The following is a 23,151-nucleotide window of genomic DNA, read 5'->3' as shown; positions in this document are numbered from 1 at the left end:
CAAGCGAGCGGTCTGCTCAGCGAGCACCTCGCCCGAGTTGCGCCGCGAGCCCTGCGGCATCGGTGACCGGCAGCTCGCAACGACCCTGACGACAGACGTAGGCCGTCGGGCGACCGCCTTGCGCCACTTTTCCGCGCACGAAGGTGACGGTCTCGGCCAGCGCTGCGATCGCCGATTCCGGGCCGCCGGCGATGGCGCGTGACGGCAGGTAGGTTTGACGCAGGACCGACAGTAGCGGCGCCGCCGCGTCGGCCGCATTGGCCGTGTCAGCCACCCTCTCGGGCCAGACGATGGCAATTTCGAGCGGCGTGTCGGTCAGGAAATCGAGTGCCAGTAGTGCTTCGGTCATGGCGATCGGCCTTTCGCGGAGGACCTGGGCGTGCGCTCGCAGGCCGCGTTCGGCGATTTGTCGCCAGTGGTCGTCGCCGGTGAACACGCCCAGGCGCAGGGCGTTCATCAGCGCCACCGAGGTTCCCGACGGCTCGGCGCCGTCGTAGGCCGGTTTTTCGCGCGCGATCAGCGTTTCGTGCCGGGGACTGCTCATGAACCAGCCGCCCGTCGGGTCCGCGAACAGGCGCTCGGTGGCTTGGGCGAGAGTCAGCGCTTCTGCCAGCCAGCGCGCGTCGAAGCTCGCCTCGTAGAGGTCGATCAGGCCGGCGGCCAGAAACGCGTGGTCGTCGAGAAAAGCGGGGTGCCGCGCCTGCCCGTCCTTGAAGCTGCGCTGCAGTTCGCCGTCGCTGCTGCGCAAATGGGCGAGCACGAAATCGGCCGCGCGTGCCGCCGCGGCGATGTAGCGGGGTGCGTCGAGAATCCGTCCGGCGACCGCCAGTGCCGAGATCATCAGGCCGTTCCAGGCGGCCAGGATTTTGTCGTCACGCAAGGGCGGAAGGCGCCGCGCCCGCGCCTCGTAGAGGATGGCACGCGCCTTGGCCAGCGCTGCCCAGCGGCTTTCATCGGGGCTAGGGACGTTGAGGATGCTGCGCCCCTCCCAGTTGCCGCCGGTTCGTACGTCATAGTGGGCGAGAAACAGCCGCGTCGTCTCGCTGCCAAGCGGGGCCAGTTCGCGGCGTATCTCGTCCTCGGTCCACACGAAGAAGCGTCCTTCGTCACCTTCCGAGTCGGCGTCGGTGGCGGAATAGAAAGCGCCGCCGCCGTCGGTCATTTCGCGCAGGACGTAGTCGCAGGTCTCACGCGCGACGCGGGCAAAGTCGGCGCGGCCGCTGACCTGGAAGGCCTCGGCGTAGGCGACGACCAGCAAGGCGTTGTCGTAGAGCATTTTTTCGAAGTGCGGCAGCAGCCATTGCGTGTCGGTCGAGTAGCGATGAAAGCCGCCGCCGAGCTGATCATAGAGCCCGCCGGCAGCCATTTTCTCGAGCGTCAGGGTCGCCATGTGCAGCGCGTCGCTGTCGCCCGTGCGCTGAACGTGCCGCAGGAGAAGGCGTAGCGGAACGTGTGAAGGAAATTTCGGCGCCCGCTGCAGGCCGCCGTGCGCGCTGTCGAAGGAGGCCTTGTAATGCGCGACGGTGGCGGCTATCAGCTGACGGGCGGGCAGCTCGGCCATGTCTTTCGCGGCGTTCCCTGGGTTCTCTCCGTTCACCGCGGCCGTGCCCTGCATGTCCTGGCGCACTGCGTCGACCAGTGCCGCCGACGCTTTGCCGACGCGCTCGGGATCGCGATGAAAAGTCTCGGACAAGGCGCCGAGCAGCGACAGGAAGCCGCGCGAGCCACCGCGGACGCCGTCACGCGGCGGGAAATAGGTGCCGGCAAAAAACGGTTCGCGCGCGGCGGTCAGCCAGACGCTCATCGGCCAGCCGCCGGAGCCGGTCAGTTGCTGCACGGCGCTCATGTACACCGCGTCGATGTCGGGACGCTCCTCGCGATCGACCTTGACGGCTACGTAATGCTGGTTGAGGAAGCGGGCGATCTCCTCGTCTTCGAAGGACTCGGCTTCCATGACATGGCACCAGTGGCAGGTCGAATAGCCAATCGACAGGAATACCGGTCGGCCGAGTCGCCGCGCTTCAGCAAAGGCCTCGTCTCCCCAGGGAAACCAGTTGACCGGGTTGTGCGCGTGCTGCAACAGGTAGGGGCTGCTCTCCAGCGCCAGGCGGTTGCTGAAGCGGGGCCGGCCTGCGTCGTCGAGGTGATGCGTGCGCGGCACATAGTCCGCGCCGCGCCGGGCAATCGCTGCGCCGAGCGTCTTCGCCAGTTGGTCGGAAAAAGGCGCGCTTCCAGGCGGGGTTCCGTCAGTCATTGTCTTTCTCCAGTCGATGGGTCAAGCAGTGGTTCACTGCCCGGCAGCCGACCCGAAAAAACGCGCGAGCGAGCAGGCTGCTAGAATACGTCGCTTGCCAGCCACGCGACAAAACAGACATGATCGCCACCATCAAGGAATTCTTCAACCAGTTCATCGAACCCGGCACGCGGCAGGGCGCGGCGGGCGCCGCACATGGCCTGCAGGTAGCCACGGCCGCCTTGCTCCTGGAAATGATGCGCATGAACGATCGCATCACCGATGAAGAACAGGTGGCCATCGCCAGCGCCTTGCGTGTGCAGTTCAAGCTTGATGCCGCAGAGCTCGAGACCTTGATGGACCTTGCCGAACAGGAAGCCCGTGGGGCCAGCGGCTACTATCAGTTCACGTCGCTGATCAATGCCAGTTGTGGTGCGGAACAGAAGATCCGCATCATCGAGAATATGTGGCAGGTCGCGCTGGCCGACGGCCACCTGGACGCCCACGAAGCGCACCTGATGCGCAAGATTGCCAACCTGCTTTACGTCGGCCACGGCGACTATATCGCTGCCAAACAACGGGCGCGCGAGGCGATGGGTGTGCCACCGGCAAGGTAGGCCCGATTTCGCCCGCTATCTGGTCGGAGTGCAGCGTGCAGCGTGCAGCAGAGGTGCGGCGCGGCAAGCCGTCACCGCTCACTCTTTGTGGAGGTCAACAGTCATGCCCGGATCAGCCAAGCTTGTCAGTCGCGCACTTCTACTGGTTTCGGTCTGCCTCCTGCCTGTCGCTCAGGCGCTGGCGGCCGAGCTTGAGCCGCAGCGCGACGTGCACGTGAGCTTCTCGACTGAAGGTAGCGAGAAAGGCGCCGGTTTCGTCGTCGGTGAGGTCAGCAAGGTGGGCAAGACGGCCAGGCACGACTTCTCCTGCGTCTTTCTCGACTTCGGCCTATTCACGCGCTTCGATCAGAAGGCTCCCGGGCAGCCGTCGCAGCGTCTTGGAATGCTTTCTGTGGAAGTGAAAGATCTGGGCTCGCAGACGACTGTTGCCTACCGCAAGGCTTTGCCGTTTCCGGCCGGGATCCGCCTGGAAAAGATCAGCACCTGCGACAGCGATGCAGCGAAACAAGCAGCGAAAGAAGCAGCGAGAAATCCAGCGAAAGAGACCGCGAAAGAGAGCGCGAAAGAGAGCGCGAACGAGCCGGAGAAAAAAGCGGGACCACCGCAGATCTTGTCGTTCAAAGTGACGCCTGATCGTGTCCAGCGCGGCGGCTCGGTAAACCTATCCTGGGAAGTGCAGGACGCGGACGGCGTTCGCCTGTTCGACGATTCCGGCGAGGTCGAGACCAGGAACCTGGTTCCTGGCGGTCAGCGCGGCCGGCCGCTGTCGATCTCGGGTTCAGAGTCCCTGTCGATCGACAAGGCAACGACCTTCAGGCTGCTGGCGGTGGATCGTCAGGGGCGGCGGGTGGCGGCGACGACGACGGTTCGGCTGCTCAATGGGCAGTCAGTCAGCTGCCGGATCTTCGGGAAAGTGAGCGGCACGCCGGTGCGCATTCGCCTCTCTCCCGCGGGGCCGCTGGAAACCTTCAAGCTGACGCACGTAGGGGTCTTCGTTCCCGGCGAACGGCAACCGGCCCTCAGCACGCGAGTCGATGCGCAAGGAAGCTACAGTTTTCCGAATGTGCCCGGGAATCAGGAGTTTCGCGTCGGGCCTCTGGGGCCAAACTGGCTCTACGAGGACAGCAACGAGAGGGTGTCGTGCCTGGCGGGAAAATCGTTCAGGGTAGACTTTGCGATCAAGGGTGTGCGGGCCGATTGAGTGCTTGCGCTGCCCTGGATTTGAACGCCTTGTCGGGTGCCTGGCGAGGTCGCCGGAACCAGCAGGCTGGAGTGCACAAATCAGGAGGAAATACCTGTGCAGAACTATGACTATGATCTATTCGTGATCGGCGCCGGCTCGGGCGGTGTAAGAGCTGCGCGCATGGCGGCCGGTTTTGGCGCCAGGGTGGCGGTCGCCGAAGATCGCTACCTGGGAGGCACCTGCGTCAATGTCGGTTGCGTGCCCAAGAAACTCTACGTTTACGCGTCCGAATTCGGCAAGTCCTTCAAGGACGCGCGCAATTTCGGCTGGGCCAGTGAAACCCCCGCTTTTGACTGGGCAACCCTGCGCGACAACAAGAAAGCGGAAATCTCGCGCCTCAACGGGATCTATGACAAATTGTTGAGCGGGGTACAGGCCGAGGTAATCAACGGCCGTGCACGCATCGTCGACGCGCATGGCGTGGCTGTCGGCGAGCGGCGCTACACGGCAGGCAAGATCCTGATTGCCACTGGCGGCTGGCCGCATATCCCGGACTTCCCGGGCAGCGAGCACGCCATCAGCTCCAACGAGGTTTTTGACCTGGAGACTTTTCCCGAGCGCCTGGCCATCGTCGGTGGCGGCTACATCGCGGTGGAGTTCGCCGGCATTTTCAACGGCCTGGGGGCGCGCGTCACGCAGTTGTACCGCGGCCCCCTGTTCCTGCGCGGCTTCGATGCCGATATCCGTGCGCATGCTGCGCAGGAGATCGCCAGGACCGGCGTAGACCTGCGTTTCGAAGTCAATGTCGAGTCCATCACCCCGGGACCCGGTGGCCTGCAGCTCAGTCTGAGCGACGATACGGTCATCGAAGTCGATGCCGTGCTCTACGCGACCGGGCGCAAAGCGAATCTGCAAGGCCTGGGTCTGGAAAGCGTGAACGTGGCCCTCAACGATGATGGCACGATCAAGGTCGACGAGGATTTCCGCACTTCCGAGCCGAGCATTTTCGCCCTTGGCGACGTCACCGGCGGCATCGAGCTGACGCCGGTGGCTCTGGCCGAAGGCATGTCTTTCGCCAGGCGCCAGTTTGGCGGGCTGGAAAACACGGTCGACTATGACTTCATCCCCACGGCCGTGTTTTGCCAGCCGAATATCGGCACGGTCGGCTTTACCGAAGAGGAAGCGCACGCCAGGTTCGGCCATGTTCGCTTGTTCAAGTCCACCTTCAAGCCCATGAAGCACACCATCAGTGGGCGGGAAGAGAAGACGTTCATGAAGCTGATTGTCGATAAGGCCAGCGACCGGGTCGTCGGTGCGCACATGATGGGTCCGGACGCCGGCGAGATCATGCAGGGAATCGCCATCGCCATGCGCGCGGGGGCCACCAAAGCCGTTTTCGATACGACGATCGGCATCCATCCGACCGCGGCCGAAGAATTCGTCACCATGCGCGAAGCCTGGCGGGAAGACTGATGGTGGCTGTTTAATGCCTTGCCGACCCCTGGTCGAAGCCGAATATGGCATACAATAATTTTCGTCTGACCCGCAAGAACTGCTGATTTTCAAACTCAACGAAGGAGAAACAAGATGTCGCATGCTGTCCCTAGTGTTACTTTCAAGACTCGCGTACGCAATGATGCCCTGGGTGGGCCGAACCCGTTCGAATGGAAGGATCTGAGCAGCGACGAGATCTTCAAGGGCAAGAACGTCGTTGTGTTTTCACTGCCCGGCGCATTCACGCCGACCTGCTCGACCTCGCATCTGCCGCGCTATGAGGCGCTCTATGACGAGTTCAAGGCGCAGGGTGTCGATGCCATTGTCTGTATATCGGTCAACGACGCCTTCGTCATGTACCAGTGGGGCAAGAGCCAGAATGCCGAGCATGTCTTCCTGCTGCCCGACGGCAATGGCGAGTTCACCCGCAAGATGGGGATGTTGGTCGACAAGCACAATCTGGGCTTTGGCCAGCGTAGCTGGCGCTACTCGATGTATGTCGAAAACGGTGAAATCAAGCGCCTGTTTTCCGAAGAAGGTTTCACCGACAACTGCCCGACCGACCCCTTCGAAGTATCCGACGCCGACACCATGCTCAAGTATCTGAAGAGCCGCTGATTGAAGAGCCGCTGATCACCAGCGCCGGGGAACGGGAGGCCTTGTTACGCAGCGGCAGGCGTCGTGGTCCTTCCTTGTCCCCGCTGTGTCGTGTGCGCGACCTTTTTTAAGTTACGACAAAGCGCGTCAGGCGCACATCGACGGTGAGTGACAGCGTCGTCAGTTCTGCCGCCAGCGCACGGCGCTCGGTACTGGCCCGGTAGAGGTGCGGGGTCATCGCCAGCAGATCGGCAATCGTCTCCTGGCCAGCGAGGTGCAGCGCGTAGCGTAGGTTTTCGCTCGCCAGGCTGGCAAAGCCGGGCGGTGGCTGCACCTTGGCCGTCGCTTCCGGTTTCAGCCTTGGGTAGATGATTTCGCGCAGTTGGCGCAGGTGATCCGGGCCGGCATCCACCTGCAGCAACTGGCCGTTCGGCTTGAGGACGCGGGCGAATTCGGCATGGGCGGGAAAGCCGAACAGGCACAGCAGGCGGTCGATGCTGCCCGTCTGCACCGGCAAGCGGGCGTTGCTGCCGACGACCCAGTTCGGCCGCGGCTCCTGTTTCGCTGCCGCCAGGATCGCCCACTTGGAAATGTCCAGACCGAGCAGGGCCAGCGTTTGTCCCTTTCCCGTAGCCGCCGCCAACTGGCGCAGGTAGTAGCCCTCGCCACAACCGGCGTCGAGGCAAGCAGCCCTTGCCGTAGCGGGCAGATCCGCCAGTGCGGCCGCGCTGACTGCGGCCGCAATCGGCTGGTAGTAACCAGCATTCAGAAAACGGCGGCGCGCGGCGACCATCTCCTTGCTGTCACCCGGGTCGCGCGAGCGCTTGTGCTGCACCGGCAGCAAGTGGGCATAGCCGTGGCTGGCAATGTCGAAGCTATGCCCGGCCTGGCAACGCCAGGTCGAGCCGCACCGCTGCAGCGGTGCGCCGTCGAGCGGGCAGGCCAGCGCCTGGAAGGGGGTGATGTTCATGAACGGTGGGGGCTGCAAGCGTGAGGAAGGAGGTTCGCCCGTCGCGGCAAGCGGGCTTGGTGTCGGCGAGGGAACTGGCGGTGGCGCATTGCTGAAGTGAGGCGCCCTCGAGCCGGGCCGCGATGGAGAGCGGCTGACGCCGGCCATTCTACGCCCGGCGGATGCGTATTCGATCGGCCGCCGCCCCTATTTCACCAGCGAGTGACCGCGTCAGCATCGTCATGTCGGGCAAGTTCCTGCCCTACACGAGCTGCTGATCGCCTCGTCGCGCAGATTCGGCGCCACCTCAGGCTCAGGCGGGCACTCGCTGTGGCGTCGGGGCTGCCGGAGAGAGACCGCCGGTGAGCCGATCAGTCAGCCCCGCGGCTGCGGGAGCTGCCCTGGCAGGACCGCTCCGGGGAGCGCAGCAAGCGCACGGCGAGAACCAGGACCCACAAGGAAAGAATCAAGGTGGCGAGGTGCTCGAACAGGCCGGGAGCAGGCACCGGATTTCGCGTCCACGACATGAGCAGGAGGCAAGTCAGCGCCAGGGCCCCGCTGCCGACAGAGTACCCGCTCAGGGCCGGCGACCAGGCGTGGCGTCGGCAAGCGATGCCCCAGGCGAGGGTAGCCAGGATGCCCGCGAGGAAGCCCAGCGTGGCGAAAAGCCGGTGTAGTTCCTGGCTCATCGAGAACCCCGCACAGCCCGGGTCGCAGGCGAACACGCCGGCCCCTATCCGCCCGACGCCATCCAGCGCGATGAGCACGGCCGTCAGTGTGCGCCATCCCCACTCCCCGTCCCGAAAGGTCGCCAGTAAAGCCAGGGCGAAACAGACGTAGAGAAAGCCGGTGAATCCGAAGGCCGCGATCCGCATCATGAATTCCGTGGAGCTGCCATGTTCCGCGAGTTCGCTGATGTAGTGCGTGCGGTGACTGAACTCCGGGCGCATCGCTCCTGCCACCCCGATCAGTGCCAGCCAAAGGAGCGGGCTCAGGATGCCGCAAATGAGGCCAAGTTTTCGCAGGCTCATGGCCGCAGCGCAACGCTTCCTCGGTCAAGACGGAGGACGGTGTTAACGGGGTGCCCGGTGGCACAGCCGGCGCAAGGCAGTAAAGCGAACGGCAGCAATAGCTCAGGCGGTTTCACGCGCGCTCCGGATTGCCGCAACGTCGAGCACGCGTATCCCGGACGGCCCCTGCTCGACGCAGGCGACCAACGCGCGCAGCATCTGCTCGCGCGTGACCAGGCCGAGGCGCAGAGCCGTTTCTCGGGTCGCCGGCAGTCGTTCCAGCATTGCGTAGCAGGGAACAAGCAGAACCGGCCAGCGGTGGCCGGGACCCAGCACGTACCACGGACGGAGGATGGAGGCACTGATTTCGCTCGAGCGAATACGGTCTTCGGCAGCTTGCCGCGCGGCGATGTAGGCCTGCATCAGCGGCGCGGGATGGGCCACGCTGACATAGACCAGGTGCCGAATGCCTGCGTCACGAGCAGCATCCAGTGCGGCGTCGACCGAGGCCAAATCCACGGCCTGGAAACTGGCGGCTTTCGCCGGACTGGGGTGGCGTGTACCGATCAAGTGCACCAGGGTGTCGGCCGCGATGGCACTTGCGAAGGACGCCGAATCCAGGGCGTCTCCCAATACCGTCTCCGCGCCAGGCGGGATGCGGTGTGCGCTTTCCTTTCGGGCGAGCGCCTGAACCCGATGACCACGCGCCAACAGGGCCGCAACGAGAGCGCTCCCCATATACCCGGTAGCACCCGTAACGAAGACGGAGCGGAGCATCATCGGTGCCTCTGCGATCTGCGGCCTGATAGTGTTGATCTGTCGCGCCAAAAGCGCTCAGCCTGACCGCCGGCGGCTGGTGGCAAATGACTCCTGGTGGACAGATTGAATCGCCAGGATGGCGGTCGTCATTCGGATTTTAAGGCCGCTTCGCTAGAGGTCAATCGCTTTGCATCGTTGCCGGGCGGATCGATGCGTGCACAAGGGCGAGCTTGGACGCTGGGGAAGGTCAAGCTCGCTTCCAACGACCACTGGTCGGCCACTGCGGTCATTGGGGGTATGCGCCTTGAGCGTCGGCTGAATTCTGAAACCTGCCCCACCGGCAACTATGAATTGCAGCAGCGCCAGGATTCAGCGCCGATTCCACGTCTGCCGAAAGCGTCTCCATCTTCAGGAAAGCAGCGCTACACTTCCCTTCGAGATTATTTTGGATTTTCCTCTGCGTTGCAGGACAATCCCCAAAATACCCATAGAACCCGGCTAGTGATTTCCGCCTACCACCGCCAATATCTTGCCTGCGAGCTGACGCGCCGCTGCCCGCCGGACAGCGGCGAAAAGCTGGCCGGAGTGTTGGTCGATGCTCAAGTCGATCTCAAGCCGCACCAGGTGGATGGCGCTCTGTTCACATTCAATTCGCCGTTATCGAAGGGCGCCCTGCTCGCCGACCAACGCGTCTTCGACTTGCTATCAGAAGAGTTCCAGCTCTTCGAAGGCGTTTTCGGCGCCAGCGACGAGGTGCTGGGTGCTAGACAGTACGCAGTCGCCCCGGCGACTTCTTCTATCTCAACAACGGCATCACGGCCATGGCCGAAACCATCACGCCGGCGGCAGGAGCCCCGGAAAGGTGCACTTTCGGCTTCAAGAAGCTCTCCATCGTCAACGGTGCACAGACGGCGGGGGCTATTTTCAACGCGACCTTGGCTGGCGCAATCTCGCCGGATGCCAAGCTGCTGGTGACCCGCATCGAGATCGCTAACGGTGCGGACGAAATCGGCCTGAAAATCACCCGTGCCCGCCGTCGCCTTGGCCTGCCAGGGCTTCAAGGTCAGAAGTGCCGCCGAACTTCGGCAGCACCCCAGGCCGACCAGCGCCATCGACTTCGTGGTGAGCGCCAAGAGCAATCGCACGGATTTTCAGCCACGCGCCAACCATGTGTTGCGCCGACTGGCCGAGCAGGATGCCCAGCAGCAGGTTCAGGCGCCGCCTCAAGGTGCTTGACCAAAAAATATCGAGAAGAGCAATGCAATGAGCAAAAAACAAAAACTCGAACTCACCTGGATCGGCAAGGAGAACCGGCCGCAGCTGGAGCCGCGCATCCTGCTGGAAGACCCGGCCCGGTGTTATCACGCCGCCCATCGAATGAGCGACAAGGACATCTTCGACAACCGGCTGATCTTCGGCGACAACCTGCTGGCGTTGAAGGCGCTGGAGGCCGAGTTTTCAAGCAAGGTGAAATGCGTCTTCATCGACCCGCCCTACAACACCGGCAGCGCCTTCACGCACTACGACGACGGCGTCGAGCATTCGATCTGGCTGTCGCTGATGCGGGATCGTTTGGAGATCATCCGGCGGCTGTTGTCGGAGGACGGCTCGCTATGGATCACCATTGACGACAACGAGGCGCATTACCTGAAGGTGTTGTGCGATGAAGTGTTTGGGCGCGCGAACTTCGTCTGCAATGTTATTTGGGAGAAAGCAGACTCACCTCGAAACTCTGCCCGACAGTTTTCAACTGACCATGACCACTTGTTGGTTTACTCAAAGCTTCCAGATTGGATTCCTAGAAAGCTTGCGCGCACTGATGCGGCAAATTCGATCTATGCAAATCAAGACAACGACCCACGAGGGGCTTGGTTACCGGGAGACCCATATGCCAACAAGCCGTACTCCAAAGGTCAATACAAGATAACAGGACCGACTGGTCGGGAGTTTTCGCCGCCGGCAGGCCGGTTTTGGCGAATTTCGGAAGAGAAACTTCGTGAGCTGGACAAGGATGGGCGAGTCTGGTGGGGCCCGACCGGAAATGCTCGGCCGAGTATAAAACGGTATCTGTCGGAAGTTGGCGACTTGGTTCCACGGACCTTGTGGTCAAAGGACGATGTGGGAAGCAATCGCACCTCGAAAAATGAAATGCGTTCGCTGTTCCCAGAGGACGAATCTTTTGGCACTCCCAAACCCGAGCGCCTCTTGAAGCGCGTTATAGAGATCGCCACCAACCCCGGCGACCTTGTCCTCGACTCCTTCGCCGGCTCCGGCACCACCGGCGCCGTTGCTCACAAGATGGGCCGGCGCTGGATCATGGTCGAACTGGGCGAGCACTGCCATACGCACATCATTCCGCGCCTGAAAAAGGTCATCGACGGCGAGGACACCGGCGGTATCAGCAAGGCAGTGATCTGGAAAGGCGGCGGCGGTTTCCGCTATTACCGTCTGGCGCCATCGCTGCTGGAAAAGGACAAGTGGGGCAACTGGGTCATCAACCACGACTACAACGCCGCCATGCTGGCCGAGGCGTTGTGCAAGCTCGAAGGATTCACCTATGCGCCTTCGGACGCGGTGTATTGGCAGCACGGCCGTTCCACCGAGCGGGACTTCGTCTATGTCACTACCGCCAGCCTGACCCACGAGCAATTGCAGCAACTCTCCGACGCGGTCGGACCGGATCGGTCGCTGCTTGTCCTTTGCACGTCATTCCGCGTGATGGGGATAAATGCAGCCGATGCCTACCCCAATCTGACGGTGAAGAAGATTCCCAACCAGGTGCTCGCCCGCTGCGAGTGGGGGCACGACGATTATTCCTTGCAGGTGGAAAACCTGCCCAAGGAACCACACAAACCCGGCCAGCGGAGCCTTTTTGACGGGGACGAGACATGATTGGCGTGTACAAAGTGGCGCTGCGCCGCCGCACATGCCGGGCCTGTCTGCAACTGATGCTGGCGGCGAATTCCGACGCAGCGTGTCGGAAATCTCTCGGAAGGTGCTGGATGCTGCCATGAAGAAAATCATCATCATTGCCGGGCCGAACGGTGCGGGGAAAACGACCTTCGCGCGCGAGTTTCTGCCCAATGAGGCGGAATGTCCGCAGTTCATCAATGCCGATCTGATTGCGGCCGGATTATCGCCGTTTGCGCCGGAGGTGGCGGCGCTGAAGGCGGCGCGCATCATGCTGGAAAGCATGGCTCAGCTTGAACGACGTGGCGCGAGTTTTGCCTTCGAGACGACACTTTCCGGTGTGGCTTATGCGCGCCGCGTTCGCCTTTGGCGCGAGGCCGGCTATCACGTCACGCTGTTTTTCCTGTCATTGCCAAACTCGGAAATGGCGATTGACCGGGTGGCAGAGCGCGTGCGCCAGGGTGGGCATGACGTGCCCGATGATGGTATCCGCAGGCGTTTTGTGGCGGGGCTACGGAATCTTGAGCAGGTCTAGCGCGATGCAGTGGATGCCTGGGCCATCTATGACAATGCGGGCGATGAGCCGGTGCTGAGCAATTGGGGAGAAAAACCATGAACCAGAAAAAAATCGAACTCGCGAAAGACCCTGATTCGGCGGCTTCCTGGGTTGCCATCCGCCGTGCTGCAAAACGGGCGGAGCAAGTGGCGCTGAGTACGAATACCGAGCTTGTCGTCCAGCGCAACGGCGAGTGCGTGCATGTGAAGCCGAACGCAAAGCCAATGCCCCGATGAACCGCCACGTCAACGCCATTGCCGGCCGCCTGAGCCTGCGCCATCCGCAGCGCCGCTCGCTGGAGATTCTCGACCGCATTACGGAGATTGCTCCGCCCGCAAAGGGCGCCGATGTCGCGGCAACGCTGGAAGCCATCCGCAGCGAGTTTCCTTCGGTGACGGACTTCGAGCGCGATTTTCCCTCGCTCTGCTTCGCGCTCGCCACCGGCGTCGGCAAGACGCGGCTGATGGGGGCTTTCATCAGCTATCTGCACCTGGCGCACGGCATCGACAACTTCTTCGTGCTGGCGCCGAACCTGACCATCTACAACAAGCTGATCGCCGACTTCAGCGACCGCAATCATCCCAAATACGTGTTCCGGGGTATCGCGGAATTCGCCATCGATGCACCTTCGATCATCACCGGCGACAACTACGATCAGCGTGACCCGCGCAGCGGTACGCTCTTCGGCGGCGTCCGGATCAACATCTTCAACATCTCGAAGATCAATTCCGAGGTACGCGGCGGCAAGTCGCCGCGTATCAAGCGGCTTTCCGAGTACATCGGCGAAAGTTACTTCGACTATCTGGCCGGCTTGCCCGATCTGGTGATGTTGATGGACGAATCACACCGCTATCGGGCCAGCGCCGGTATTCGCGCCATTAACGAGCTGAAGCCGATCCTGGGGCTGGAGCTGACCGCCACGCCGTTTGTCGAGACCCCGCGAGGTGCCGTGGCGTTCAAGAACGTGATTGTCGACTATCCACTGGGTCAGGCAATGAAGGATGGTTTCGTCAAGGAACCGGCCGTGGTAACGCGCAAGAACTTCAATCCTGCGGGCATGTCGGTTGAGGAGATAGAGCGGCTGAAGCTGGAAGACGGCGTTCGGCTGCATGAAAGCGTGAAGGTCGAGCTGGAGACGTACGCCCGCGAGAGCGACAACGCCATCGTCAAACCCTTTCTGCTGGTGATTGCGCGCGATACCACCCACGCCGGGCAACTGACCGAGCTGATCAAGTCGGACAACTTTTTCGCGGGGCGCTACCGCGACAAGGTCATCCAGGTGGATTCGAGCAAGACCGGTGCGGAAGAAGAGGCGATGATTGGCCGCCTGCTCAAGGTCGAGCGCACCGACGAGCCAACGGAGATGGTGATTCACGTCAACATGCTCAAGGAAGGCTGGGACGTGACCAACCTCTACACCATCGTGCCGCTGCGGGCGGCCAACGCCCGCATCCTCATCGAGCAATCCATCGGGCGCGGCCTGCGCCTGCCCTATGGCAAACGCACCGGCGTAACGGTTGTGGATCGGCTGAACATCGTTGCCCATGACAAGTTCCAGGAAATCATCAGCGAGGCCAACAAGCCCGACTCGGCGATTCACTTGCAAGCGGTGGTACTGGATACGGATACCCTTGGGCAGAAGACGACCACGCTGGTGTCGCAATCGCAACTGGCCACCAAGCTGGGCTTAAGGCCAGCCCACGCGACGAGCAGCACGACGGTGGCCGGGCGGGATCAGGCGCCTGTGTTCACCAAGCCGGCAGAGCAGAAAGTGGCGCAGATCACCTATGAGATCATCCGCCAGCTGGAAAACCAGCCGCAGACTGTGCCCACCATCGAGTATCTGAAGAAACCGGAAATTCAGGCCGCCATCGTCAAAGCGGTCGAGGAACAGCATCAGCCGACCCAATTGGAGCTGGAGGGTGTGACCGAGAAGCCGGACTTTGCGGCTGTGGTGGCAATGACCGTCGAGTTGGTGACGCAGCAAACCATCGACATTCCGCGCATCCTGGTGGTGCCAAAAGGCGAAGTTAAATCCGGGTTCAAACCGTTTACCCTGGAGCTGGCCACGCTGAAATATCCGGCGGTATCTGACGAGCTATGGATTCAGCACTTGCGCACCAATCAGCTGGATGTCGTTTCCTTGCGCCGTGATGGTTTCGAGGAAGCCCGCGTCGAAGACTATGTGGTCAGTGGCCTGGTGGACTTCGACGACATTTCCTACGACAAACACGCCGACTTGCTCTACGAACTGGCGACGCAAACGGTGCAGCATTTCAAGGGTTACCTGTCCGAGGACGATACCCGCAAGGTGCTGCGCTGCTACCAGCGCGACATTGCGCGCTTCATCCATGCCCACATGCAGGCGCATTACTGGGAAGACGTGGCTGGCTACGAAGTGAAGATCAGCAAGGGCTATACCGAGCTTAAGCAGAGCGCCTACACCTATTCGGTGCAGGAACCGCCTGCCAATTACCGGGTGGAGCCGGCGGACAAGAGCAACATGGCGAAATACCTGTTCGGCGGCTTTTCGAAATGCCTGTACCCGGTGCAGAAATTCGACTCCGACTCGGAACGTAAACTGGCCGTGATTCTGGAACGCGATGCTCTCAAGTGGTTCAAGGCGGCCAAGGGCCAGTTCCAGATCTACTACCGGAACGGCGCGGAGGACTTCGAATACCAGCCCGACTTCGTTGCTGAAACGACGGCCACGATCTACGTGCTGGAACCCAAGAAGCGCATAGAGCTTGACGACCCGATTGTCATTGCCAAGAAGGAGGCCGCCGTCAAGTGGTGCACTAATGCCTCAGATCATGCGGCGAACCATGTCGGCAAGCCGTGGCGATATCTACTGATACCGCATGACGAGATTGTGGAGAACATGACCTTGGATGGTTTGGCGCTGCGGTTCGGTGGCAGAAGCTAACGGTCATGACATGTCGAGACACCCCTGATGATGAAAGCCATGACCGTTTTCCCTCTTCCCCTGACCCTTCTCCCGCGAGGGAGAAGGGAGTTTCGTGAGTCGCTTGCGCGACTTTCACATTAACGATCGGCGCTGCTGAGGCAAGCCCTACGCTCGTAAAGCGTCCGCCACGCGATTCATCGCGGCCTGAACCGGCTTGAGTAGCCAAGGTCCGTTCAGGCAGACGACCAGATGAAGACCGTTCCTCTCGGAATGCCCGCTTCGCAGCAAGTACCGGACGCTGATTGTCGTCGCTCCGACTGCGTTTGCGTGCATTCATCGCCGCCAAATCCGTGCGCTTCGACGCCGCCGCTAACGCCGTCCCCCGTTGCAGGCGCTGAACGACTCGATACCCGTCGTAGGCGCAATAGGCCATCACCGTCAGTTCTGGGCGATGACCTGCCGGCAAGCGAACCCTTTCCGATGACCGCCAGACACCAGAAAGCTGGCGGACGACGATTCAGTTTGTGGAGTTGTCCTCAGGCGCTCGCCCTGTTGGGCCGTTGAAACTTCGTGTAGTGCTTCCATCGACTCCTCAACCGGGACCTTCCGGCTCTCGCCGTCCAGGCCGTGGCGGCGAGAAGTGCGGGCCATTCCCATGGCAGCGCCGCGCCGACCCGGTGCCGCCTATAATGATGTGCGTACATAAGGTCGCGAGGCGAAGCCGATGGCCACCGAGCAGGAACCCGATCCCCGCAGAGACTGCCAGACGATTGCCCGTCGGCTGGCAACCATTACCTTTCCCTGGGACACCACGCGGGCGCTCGAACTGGCCCTGTTCCGCACCTTTGCGGCAGCGCGCATTGGCGGTTTGCTGCACGGCAGCGGGGAATTCGAGAGGCGTGCCCAGAAACGTTACGACGACACCGATCTGTTGGTGAGCGAGATCATTGAGCACGGTTGCGACAGTCCGCGCGGCTCGCGAGCCATCGCGCGAATCAACGCCCTGCATGGACGTTTTCGGATCGCCAACGATGATTATCTGTACGTGCTGTCAAGCTTCGTCTTCGAGCCCATCCGCTGGAACGCGCGTTTTGGCTGGCGGCGCATGACTGAAACCGAAAAGCTGGCCTGGTTCTGGTTCTGGTTCTGGCGGCAGGTCGGCGAGCACATGTCGATCCATGACATTCCCGACGACTATGCGGAATTCGAAGGCTATAGCCGCCAATACGAAGCCGACAATTTTCACTGCACGGCCGCCAGCCAGCGCGTCGCCCTGGCGACGCGTGAACTCTTTGCCGCCTGGTTTCCCGCGCTACTGCGGCCACTGGTCCGCAACAGCATTCACGCCCTGCTCGATCCGCCATTGCTTGCCGCGCTCGCTTTGCGCCCGGCTCCGCGCTGGCTGGCATGGCTCGCGGAAAACGCGCTGCGCACACGCGCCCGGGTGCTGCGCTGGCTGCCAAAGCGCCGGCAGCCGAAGCTGCGCACGCAAGTGCCACGACGCGACTATCCCGGTGGCTATCGGATCGAAGGGCTGGGGCCGCCACCCTCGGGTCCGGCGGACGGGGCGGCGACGCTGCGCTGCCCGTTTTCCGGCGAGAACAGGGTCGTGGGAAGGGCTACGGAGAGATAATCAAGCTGCGGCATGGCCATTGCACGCCGCGCCCAGGAGCAAGGATCGAAGCAGGACCAAGGAGGACGAGGTAATGGCGATCAGGATCATGGCCCGGCTGACAGCCCGGGCAGGCAGTGAGGCAGTGCTGGCAACGATCTTGCGCGACTTGTGCGGCCCGAGTCGTGACGAAGGCGGCTGCCTTGGCTACGACCTGTTCCACAATCAGGACGACCCATGCGAGTTCGTGACGGTCGAGCAGTGGAGCGATCAGGCCGCCGCCGACGCGCACCTGGCGACGCCGCATGTCGCCGAGGCTGTCAGGCTGGCCAGCGCGCTGCTGGCGCAGCCACCCTTGATTCACCGCTTCAGGCAGCTCGCCTGACGGCGGCGCACGATCGGCGACCATCGGCGACCATCGTCGTGGCGGAAAGCGCGGTCATGCTTCGCATTGCGCTCGTCGGGCCAAGGGGGGCACGACATAGCAGGTTGCTGGCGGCCTGCCGACGGGCCTCCCGTCCGAGAGCGGGGCAGTCATCAGATACCCGACCAGGGCGTGATCAAAACAGCTGTGAGCGTGCCATCCCGGGCGGTGAGAACAGCGCTTCTCGGCGCGGCAATCTGCCCGCAGGTCATTGCGGGGAGGCGCAGCCGACGTGGCAATCCAGTTTCATCGCCTCACTCTTTTCCGCCGCAGTGACAGATTGGCACATTGATACAGTGGCCATGCGAAAAGCCAAACCTCTAGTTTGCCGCGTCGGCTGCGCCTCCTCGCAATGACGGAGGGTGGGGAGGGTGGGTATGGTGGCCGCAGCGGAAAATGCTGCAGCTTCGGTCAGACAGGCCGTGGCCTGGGGACTCCTGGTGGACGGCCCTACTTCTGCGCCACCATCAGGAAAACCGGCTACTCGCGGTTCGCCGCGCCTTCGCCTTCGCCCTTGGTCATGCTGAACGCGGTCGTCAAACCTGGCTGTTCAAATCCCGCCGCTTCGGCTTTTGCCGCCAGTTCGCGACGATCAAAACCATTGTGGTCCGCGAATTCCTGACCATGAAAAGACCCGCCGTCGGTGTCGAGATCGGCGATGCAGAGGTAGCCTGAAGGCGCCAGCAAGGCGTAGAGGCTGCGCAGCAGGCCGTCGGTGTCCGCGATGTGATGACAGGTCATAAAGGTGTAGATCGGCGCATAGCGTTCTGGGGGCGGGGGATCGGAGACCAGATCGAGTATGCGGCCGGCGGGTCACGTTCAATCGACCGCCTCACGGCGTGGCCGCGGCGAACCATCGGCGATAGATTGGTCGTGTGGAGCTTCCCCGTGCTCGACGATGCTCTGCTGCGGCAAGTTTCCTCCTTAGGGGGATGTCTTTGGCGCCGAGCAGAAATCTCCACTCCGAAGGCTAAAAAAATACAAAAAACAACTTTACATATTTACTGTTTTCTTCTTTCGTGGGTGGCATAATTGCGGTCACTTTTCGCTTCGCTTACAAAACTGGTTTTTTGAGAACGTTGATGCCTTTGTCTTTGCCGCGAGTGCCACGTATTTCTTGTCAGGTGAATGGCGATCACGTTCGTAACGCTCGAATAAAAGGTGTGCGTGTCCGTGCAGCCTGTCTGCGTCTGTCGTGCATCTGTGCCTTCGCCACGCCTTCCCGCGATACGTTGAGCGATTGCCTGGCAGGAGCCAAAGCATCGCTCTTCGGCGTGTCCGGGACCGCGTTTTCCGATGGTGATCGTTCCTCCCCCGTCAGTGCGGCTGCCGCACCAGCGCGGGCGCACATCGCCATCTCTACCGCCAAGGCAACGGCAAGCTTAGCCCCCAGGCCATGCGTCGAATTCCGGTTCAGGCGCTCGCCAGGGCAGCACGGGGTGTTGCGCTTCCACCAGCAGCGACGGCGCGAAGGACGGGAGTTCGTACTTTCGCAGGAGATGGCACCCGGCGCGTGCTTCTTGGTCGGGAGGGCTAGCTTTTCGGACTCTGGCGAGGCCCTCGAAGACCAGTTCGCGGTGCTCGGGAGTCCGCAGGAGAGGTCCATGCGGGTGGCGCAAGGCCATCCATTGCGCAGTGACGTTGTCGCCGAACCAGGCACGCCGCAAATGGCGTGCTCGGTCGGCGAGCTTGCATGGCCAGCCGTTTGTGCGGCGATTCCGCCCCGCAACCGGCCGGCTTTGGCGCGCAGAAACCCGGCGAGATACTCGCGTTGTTCGAGGTTCCATGGTCAGGGCGAAGGGCCGGAGCAGCGCGTCGTGAACGAAGAGAGCAAGCAGAAGGGCTGATAACAAGAGTCAGCTTGCGGTACGGGCGATGTGTTGGAGTCGTCCAGATGGTGGATTTCCGGCCGAGAGGAATCGGTAAGGTGTCGAAAACCGTCGGTGGTTGATCTGATAGTCGCCGCAAAGGGTGCCGAGCTTCGCTCGGCGTGGGGGTTCTTACTGGTGGGTGCCCGAGAGGGCAGATAGCACGGGGGGTTAGTCGTATGTTTAGTAGTCTGATGCCGAAGCGCAAAGAATTTTTTGAACTTCTCTCCGCACACTCCGAACGAGTAGTGGCAGGGGCCAACGCGACCTTGCGCCTGATCAACGGCCTGGGTGACGGTGGCGAGGATATTCCGGCTCTGGTCGCCGAGGTCAACCTCAATGAAAAAGAGGCCGACAAGATCAAGGCCGCCTTGATCGAGCGACTGCACAAATCCTTTACCACGCCGATCAACCGTGACCAGATTCACGCACTGACCACGGATCTCGACAAGACGCTGAATGCGCTGCAGGACGTCGCCAACGCCCTGGGCATGTACAGCATCAAGCAATCGACCGTCGAAGCCCGCGAAATGGCGTCTCTCAGTGCCGATGCCTGCATGCGCCTCAACCGCGCCGTCATGGCCCTGTCCGACAAGACGCGCAGCGCGGAAACACTCAATCTGTGCAAGGAAATCGAGGAGATCGAGAGCAAGGCCGACCGGGTGCAGCGCAAGGCGATCACCGCCCTCTTCCAGGATGGGGTCAATGTTTGGCAAGCCATGAAGATGCGGGAGTTCTACTCGCTTCAAGAGGGCGTCCTGGATCGCTGCCAGGACGCAGCCAAAATGATCGAAGAGATCCTGATCGAAAACTCCTGAGAGGTAGGCCAAGATGGAAGGTTTGACTATCAGCATTTGGGTGCTGGGGTTGCTGATCGCGATCGCCTTGGCGTTTGACTTCATGAATGGATTTCATGATGGCGCGAATGCCATATCGACAATTGTTGCCACCGGTGCGCTGACGCCGAAGCAGGCGGTAATCTTCGCCGCCTTTTTCAACTTTGCCGCCTTATGGGTTTTTGAGCTCAAGGTGGCGGCCACGATCGGCAAGGGCACGGTGAGTCCGCAGTTCGTTGATCACTACGTCATTTTCGGTGCCTTGATGGGGGCGCTGGCCTGGAACATCATCACCTGGTTCTACGGAATCCCGTCGTCGTCCTCGCACGCCCTGGTCGGTGGCCTGGTTGGCGCGACGGTCGCCAAGTCTGGCTCGGGTGCGCCCATCGTCTGGGAGGGGTTCGGCAAGATCCTGGCGTTCATCATCATTTCACCGCTGGTCGGGGTGATCATCGGGGGGCTGCTGATGGTTCTGGTCTCCTGGGTGTTCCGAAAGCACTCACCTCATCAGGCGGGGAAATGGTTCAAGAGCGGCCAGTTGTTCGCGGCGGCGGCCTATAGCCTGGGTCACGGCGGCAACGATGCGCAGAAAACGATCGGTATCATCTGGCTGCTGCTGATTACGGCCGGGGTCGCAACCAAGGACGTGGCCACCCTGCCGACGTGGGTGATCTACTCGTGCTACTTCGCGATCGCCTGGGGCACCTACCTGGGCGGCTGGCGAATCGTCAAGACCATGGGCACCAAGATCACCAAGCTCAATGCGGTCAGTGGTTCCTGTGCTTCGATGGGCGGCGCGATCACCCTTGGACTGGCGACGCTCGGGGGCATTCCGGTGTCGACGACGCACACCATTACCGGCGCCATCATCGGTGTTGGTTCGGCGACCGACGTCAAGGCGGTGCACTGGGCGATCACCGCCAATCTCCTGGTTGCGTGGATCCTGACGATTCCCGCTGCCGGGCTGATGGCGGCGGTCTTCTGGTATATCGGAACCAAATCATTCTAGGCCCCGACGCGGTATTGGTCGGGAACGGCGCCCCGCCTGGGCGCCGTCCCGCCTTGCTCGCGCCATCGCTGCAGCGCCACGTCAGGGGGGCTGCGGAGCCCATAGTGAGCGCGGATCGCCATTGCCCGCTCGCTTCTGGTGTATTGCCGCAGTCATTGCTTCCTGTCACCAAAATTTGTCATACAAATGCCTATCAAGGGGAACTAGCCATGTTACCAAAGCGTTCCGAGTTTTTTTCTCTTCTCACAGCACATAGCGAGCGCGTTCTGGCAAGTGCCAACGCCGTGCTCCGCCTGGTTACCAGCCTGGGCGTCAGCAAGGACGATGTCGCCGCCCTGGTCGAAGAAGTCAACATGAACGAAGCCAGCGCCGACCAGATAAAGAAGGACATGCTCAACATGCTGCACAAGGCGTTCGTCACGCCGCTCAATCGGGAACAGGTCTATGCACTGACCCTCGAACTCGACGCTGTGGTAAACGCAGCCCAGGATGTTGCCCAGTCGGTGGCGATCTACGATGTTTCGGAGGCCACGCCCGCCTCGCGTGAATTGGCTTCGATGGCCGTTGACGCCTGTACCCGCCTCAATCGCGCCATCAATTCACTGAAGGACAAGGAGCGTAGCGAAGAGACCGTCAACCTGTGCCTGGAAATCGAACGTATCGAGGAAAAGGCCGACGCTGTGATGCAGCGGGCGATCAAGACGCTGTTCGAGAATGAGGGCGACGACAATGCCGCTTTGCTGGCCATTCGGATGCGGCAATTTTACTCACAGCAGGAAAGGGTGCTCGCCCGCTGCAAGGAATCAGCCCAGATCATTGAAGGGATCCTGATCGAAAACTCCTGAGGCCACGGTGGAGTGGCGGCGTAACGGCAAGCGAGCGTTGCCGGATTGATCAGTCTCCGCTACAGGAAGCCTCCGGCTTTGCCGGGGGCTTCCTTGTGTGAGCCGAGCAAAGGGTCGGCGAGAATATGGCGCTCGTTGCTGCTGCGTCTTTGCGCCTAGCGTCGGCTCGCCGACTTGCTACGGACGCTGGTTTCGTCAAACTTAGCGGTCATCGCTGAGCCGGAAGCGGTCAAGGTGGAGGCACGACAAAGCTGGCCGATGGTCGCTGCCGGCCCGTCCGAGAGCGGAGTCAGTCATCAATTTACCCGAGCAGGGGGTGATCAAAAAAGCTGTGAGCGTGCCATCGGGGGCGATGAGAAAAGCGCTTCTCGGCGCAGCGATCTGCGCCGCGGCCCCGTGCTCTCAGTTGATCGAGAGGAGCGGCCGGCAAGCTGCCGGCGTCGCCGGCTCGGCCCTGGGAGTTGAGCTTTTTTTCGCCGGTTGGCGGGCCTCGGCGCTGAACCACCAGTCCAGTTCACTGCCGCAACCGTCGTCGGCCGGGATGGCGGCCTGCGGCGTGCACTCGCTGCTGTCGCGCGGGCAGCGCAAGCGGGCGTGGAAGTGGGCGTCGTGTCCGAACCACGGGCGGAGCTTGCGCAGCCACGCCCTGTCGCCATCGCTGGCGCACAGCGCCCGCTTGATGGCGGCGTTGACGAAGATGCGCTCCACGCGGGGATCTTCGGCTGCGGCCTGGAGCAGGGCCAGCTGATCGTCGCCCCAGAGGGCGCTCAAGCCCTCGCCGTCCGGGGTGACCATGCTTGGCGGGTCGGCTTGGTTGGCGGTATCACGGTTGGCGACGGCGGCGGAGGGGGCGAGCTGGAACCAGATGTCCACATCCAGTCCGTTCTGATGGCTGCGGTGCGAACTGGACATCAGCCCGCCTCGGGGCTGGCTCAGATCGCCGATCATAATCAGGTCCGGGCCGCGCGTGGCCTGTTTGCGGGCGAGGTCGGAGACCAGGTGCAACAGATCTGCGTGTCCGTAGAAGCGGTTACGGTAGCGGCGGATACTGACGTAGCCGTCGCCTTCGGCGGGGAGCGTTTGGGCGCCGGCAATGCAGCCGCTGGAAACCCCGCCGATGACCTTGGTGGGGCCGGCGCTGGGGGTCGTTACCTCAGCCCAGGGCCCGGCCAGGGCAGTGCCGGTCACCCCGGCAGTGAGCCAGGTGGCGAGCAGGAGGGCGCGGGTGATGGGGGCTGGCAGGAGGTTTCGATTCATGGCTGAAAGTCTGCGTAGTAGATGCTTGCTGGCGAGGAAAGTGCGGCTGCGCGCGGCGGCGTTCAGTGCAAAGGAGATAAAGCA

The 23,151-nt window shown here is 62.1% G+C and carries 19 protein-coding genes and 3 pseudogenes; 16 read left to right on the top strand and 6 right to left on the bottom strand.

Annotated elements, in window-relative coordinates; translation table 11 throughout:
- Positions 1–16: 16 nt before the first annotated feature.
- Entirely contained in the window at positions 17–2,254 is a 2,238-nt protein-coding gene (locus E4Q23_RS05085) for a thioredoxin domain-containing protein (RefSeq protein ID WP_169065632.1), read from the bottom strand.
- Positions 2,255–2,373: 119 nt separating this feature from the next.
- Here E4Q23_RS05085 and E4Q23_RS05080 point away from each other — a divergent pair, with 119 nt between their 5' ends.
- The 4 genes from E4Q23_RS05080 to E4Q23_RS05065 all read left to right on the top strand — a co-directional run bounded on the left by E4Q23_RS05080 (position 2,374) and on the right by E4Q23_RS05065 (position 6,145).
- A complete protein-coding gene (locus tag E4Q23_RS05080) occupies positions 2,374–2,850 on the top strand; it encodes a TerB family tellurite resistance protein (RefSeq protein WP_169065631.1) in 477 nt (158 codons plus the stop codon).
- 103 nt (positions 2,851–2,953) lie between these two features.
- Positions 2,954–4,051: a hypothetical protein gene (locus E4Q23_RS05075; protein ID WP_169065630.1), complete on the top strand. Its 1,098-nt coding sequence runs from the start codon at positions 2,954–2,956 to the stop codon at positions 4,049–4,051.
- Positions 4,052–4,147: 96 nt separating this feature from the next.
- A complete protein-coding gene (gor, locus tag E4Q23_RS05070; protein ID WP_169065629.1) occupies positions 4,148–5,506 on the top strand; it encodes a glutathione-disulfide reductase in 1,359 nt (452 codons plus the stop codon).
- A gap of 114 nt (positions 5,507–5,620) precedes the next feature.
- Positions 5,621–6,145: a peroxiredoxin gene (locus tag E4Q23_RS05065; RefSeq protein ID WP_169065628.1), complete on the top strand. Its 525-nt coding sequence runs from the start codon at positions 5,621–5,623 to the stop codon at positions 6,143–6,145.
- 106 nt (positions 6,146–6,251) lie between these two features.
- On the opposite strand, the gene E4Q23_RS05060 is transcribed toward E4Q23_RS05065, so the two are convergent.
- The 3 genes from E4Q23_RS05060 to E4Q23_RS05050 form a co-directional block, all read right to left on the bottom strand.
- A complete protein-coding gene (locus tag E4Q23_RS05060; protein ID WP_169065627.1) occupies positions 6,252–7,094 on the bottom strand; it encodes a putative RNA methyltransferase in 843 nt (280 codons plus the stop codon).
- A 350-nt stretch (positions 7,095–7,444) separates the two neighbouring features.
- Entirely contained in the window at positions 7,445–8,104 is a 660-nt protein-coding gene (locus E4Q23_RS05055; RefSeq protein ID WP_169065626.1) for a DUF998 domain-containing protein, read from the bottom strand.
- A gap of 102 nt (positions 8,105–8,206) precedes the next feature.
- Positions 8,207–8,860 carry an SDR family oxidoreductase gene (locus E4Q23_RS05050; RefSeq protein WP_169065625.1) on the bottom strand — a complete coding sequence of 218 codons (654 nt, stop codon included), beginning with the start codon at positions 8,858–8,860 and terminating at the stop codon, positions 8,207–8,209.
- A gap of 483 nt (positions 8,861–9,343) precedes the next feature.
- Here E4Q23_RS05050 and E4Q23_RS25110 point away from each other — a divergent pair.
- The 9 genes and pseudogenes from E4Q23_RS25110 to E4Q23_RS05010 all read left to right on the top strand — a co-directional run.
- Positions 9,344–9,607: pseudogene (locus tag E4Q23_RS25110) on the top strand (hypothetical protein); the annotation flags it as partial.
- Between the two features lie 56 nt (positions 9,608–9,663).
- Positions 9,664–9,816 (top strand): annotated as a pseudogene (locus tag E4Q23_RS25105) (hypothetical protein); the annotation flags it as partial.
- 52 nt (positions 9,817–9,868) lie between these two features.
- Positions 9,869–10,078 carry a hypothetical protein gene (locus E4Q23_RS05040; protein WP_169065624.1) on the top strand — a complete coding sequence of 70 codons (210 nt, stop codon included), beginning with the start codon at positions 9,869–9,871 and terminating at the stop codon, positions 10,076–10,078.
- Between the two features lie 27 nt (positions 10,079–10,105).
- Positions 10,106–11,734, top strand: a complete 1,629-nt coding sequence (locus tag E4Q23_RS05035) for a site-specific DNA-methyltransferase (protein WP_169065623.1) — start codon at positions 10,106–10,108, stop codon at positions 11,732–11,734.
- 106 nt (positions 11,735–11,840) lie between these two features.
- A pseudogene (locus tag E4Q23_RS05030) lies at positions 11,841–12,368 on the top strand (zeta toxin family protein).
- Positions 12,365–12,544: a hypothetical protein gene (locus E4Q23_RS05025; protein ID WP_169065621.1), complete on the top strand. Its 180-nt coding sequence runs from the start codon at positions 12,365–12,367 to the stop codon at positions 12,542–12,544. The pseudogene E4Q23_RS05030 and the gene E4Q23_RS05025 overlap by 4 nt, the downstream one beginning before the upstream one ends.
- Positions 12,541–15,234, top strand: a complete 2,694-nt coding sequence (locus E4Q23_RS05020) for a DEAD/DEAH box helicase (protein WP_169065620.1) — start codon at positions 12,541–12,543, stop codon at positions 15,232–15,234. Before E4Q23_RS05025 ends, E4Q23_RS05020 begins: the two co-directional genes overlap by 4 nt.
- A gap of 706 nt (positions 15,235–15,940) precedes the next feature.
- Positions 15,941–16,849 carry an oxygenase MpaB family protein gene (locus E4Q23_RS05015; protein ID WP_169065619.1) on the top strand — a complete coding sequence of 303 codons (909 nt, stop codon included), beginning with the start codon at positions 15,941–15,943 and terminating at the stop codon, positions 16,847–16,849.
- 73 nt (positions 16,850–16,922) lie between these two features.
- Positions 16,923–17,213 carry a putative quinol monooxygenase gene (locus E4Q23_RS05010; RefSeq protein WP_169065618.1) on the top strand — a complete coding sequence of 97 codons (291 nt, stop codon included), beginning with the start codon at positions 16,923–16,925 and terminating at the stop codon, positions 17,211–17,213.
- A gap of 519 nt (positions 17,214–17,732) precedes the next feature.
- Here the strand turns inward: E4Q23_RS05010 and E4Q23_RS05005 are convergent.
- The gene (locus tag E4Q23_RS05005) at positions 17,733–18,044 is read right to left on the bottom strand and encodes a methyltransferase domain-containing protein (RefSeq protein ID WP_272873634.1); all 312 of its coding nucleotides are present in this window, start codon (positions 18,042–18,044) and stop codon (positions 17,733–17,735) included.
- A gap of 1,255 nt (positions 18,045–19,299) precedes the next feature.
- Between E4Q23_RS05005 and E4Q23_RS05000 the strand changes: the two genes are divergently transcribed.
- The 3 genes from E4Q23_RS05000 (at position 19,300) to E4Q23_RS04990 (ending at position 21,810) form a co-directional block, all read left to right on the top strand.
- Positions 19,300–19,938 carry a DUF47 domain-containing protein gene (locus E4Q23_RS05000; RefSeq protein WP_169065616.1) on the top strand — a complete coding sequence of 213 codons (639 nt, stop codon included), beginning with the start codon at positions 19,300–19,302 and terminating at the stop codon, positions 19,936–19,938.
- A gap of 13 nt (positions 19,939–19,951) precedes the next feature.
- The gene (locus E4Q23_RS04995) at positions 19,952–20,965 is read left to right on the top strand and encodes an inorganic phosphate transporter (protein ID WP_169065615.1); all 1,014 of its coding nucleotides are present in this window, start codon (positions 19,952–19,954) and stop codon (positions 20,963–20,965) included.
- 104 nt (positions 20,966–21,069) lie between these two features.
- Complete coding sequence (locus tag E4Q23_RS04990; RefSeq protein WP_291995773.1) at positions 21,070–21,810, top strand: DUF47 domain-containing protein; 741 nt, start codon at positions 21,070–21,072, stop codon at positions 21,808–21,810.
- A 402-nt stretch (positions 21,811–22,212) separates the two neighbouring features.
- On the opposite strand, the gene mepA is transcribed toward E4Q23_RS04990, so the two are convergent.
- Positions 22,213–23,067, bottom strand: a complete 855-nt coding sequence (gene mepA, locus E4Q23_RS04985; protein ID WP_169065614.1) for a penicillin-insensitive murein endopeptidase — start codon at positions 23,065–23,067, stop codon at positions 22,213–22,215.
- Positions 23,068–23,151: the final 84 nt, after the last annotated feature.

This window comes from Candidatus Accumulibacter phosphatis (assembly GCF_012939955.1).
In the GTDB taxonomy this organism is placed as follows: Bacteria; Pseudomonadota; Gammaproteobacteria; order Burkholderiales; family Rhodocyclaceae; genus Accumulibacter; species Accumulibacter delftensis.
This window is presented reverse-complemented; position numbering and strand designations above follow the sequence as displayed.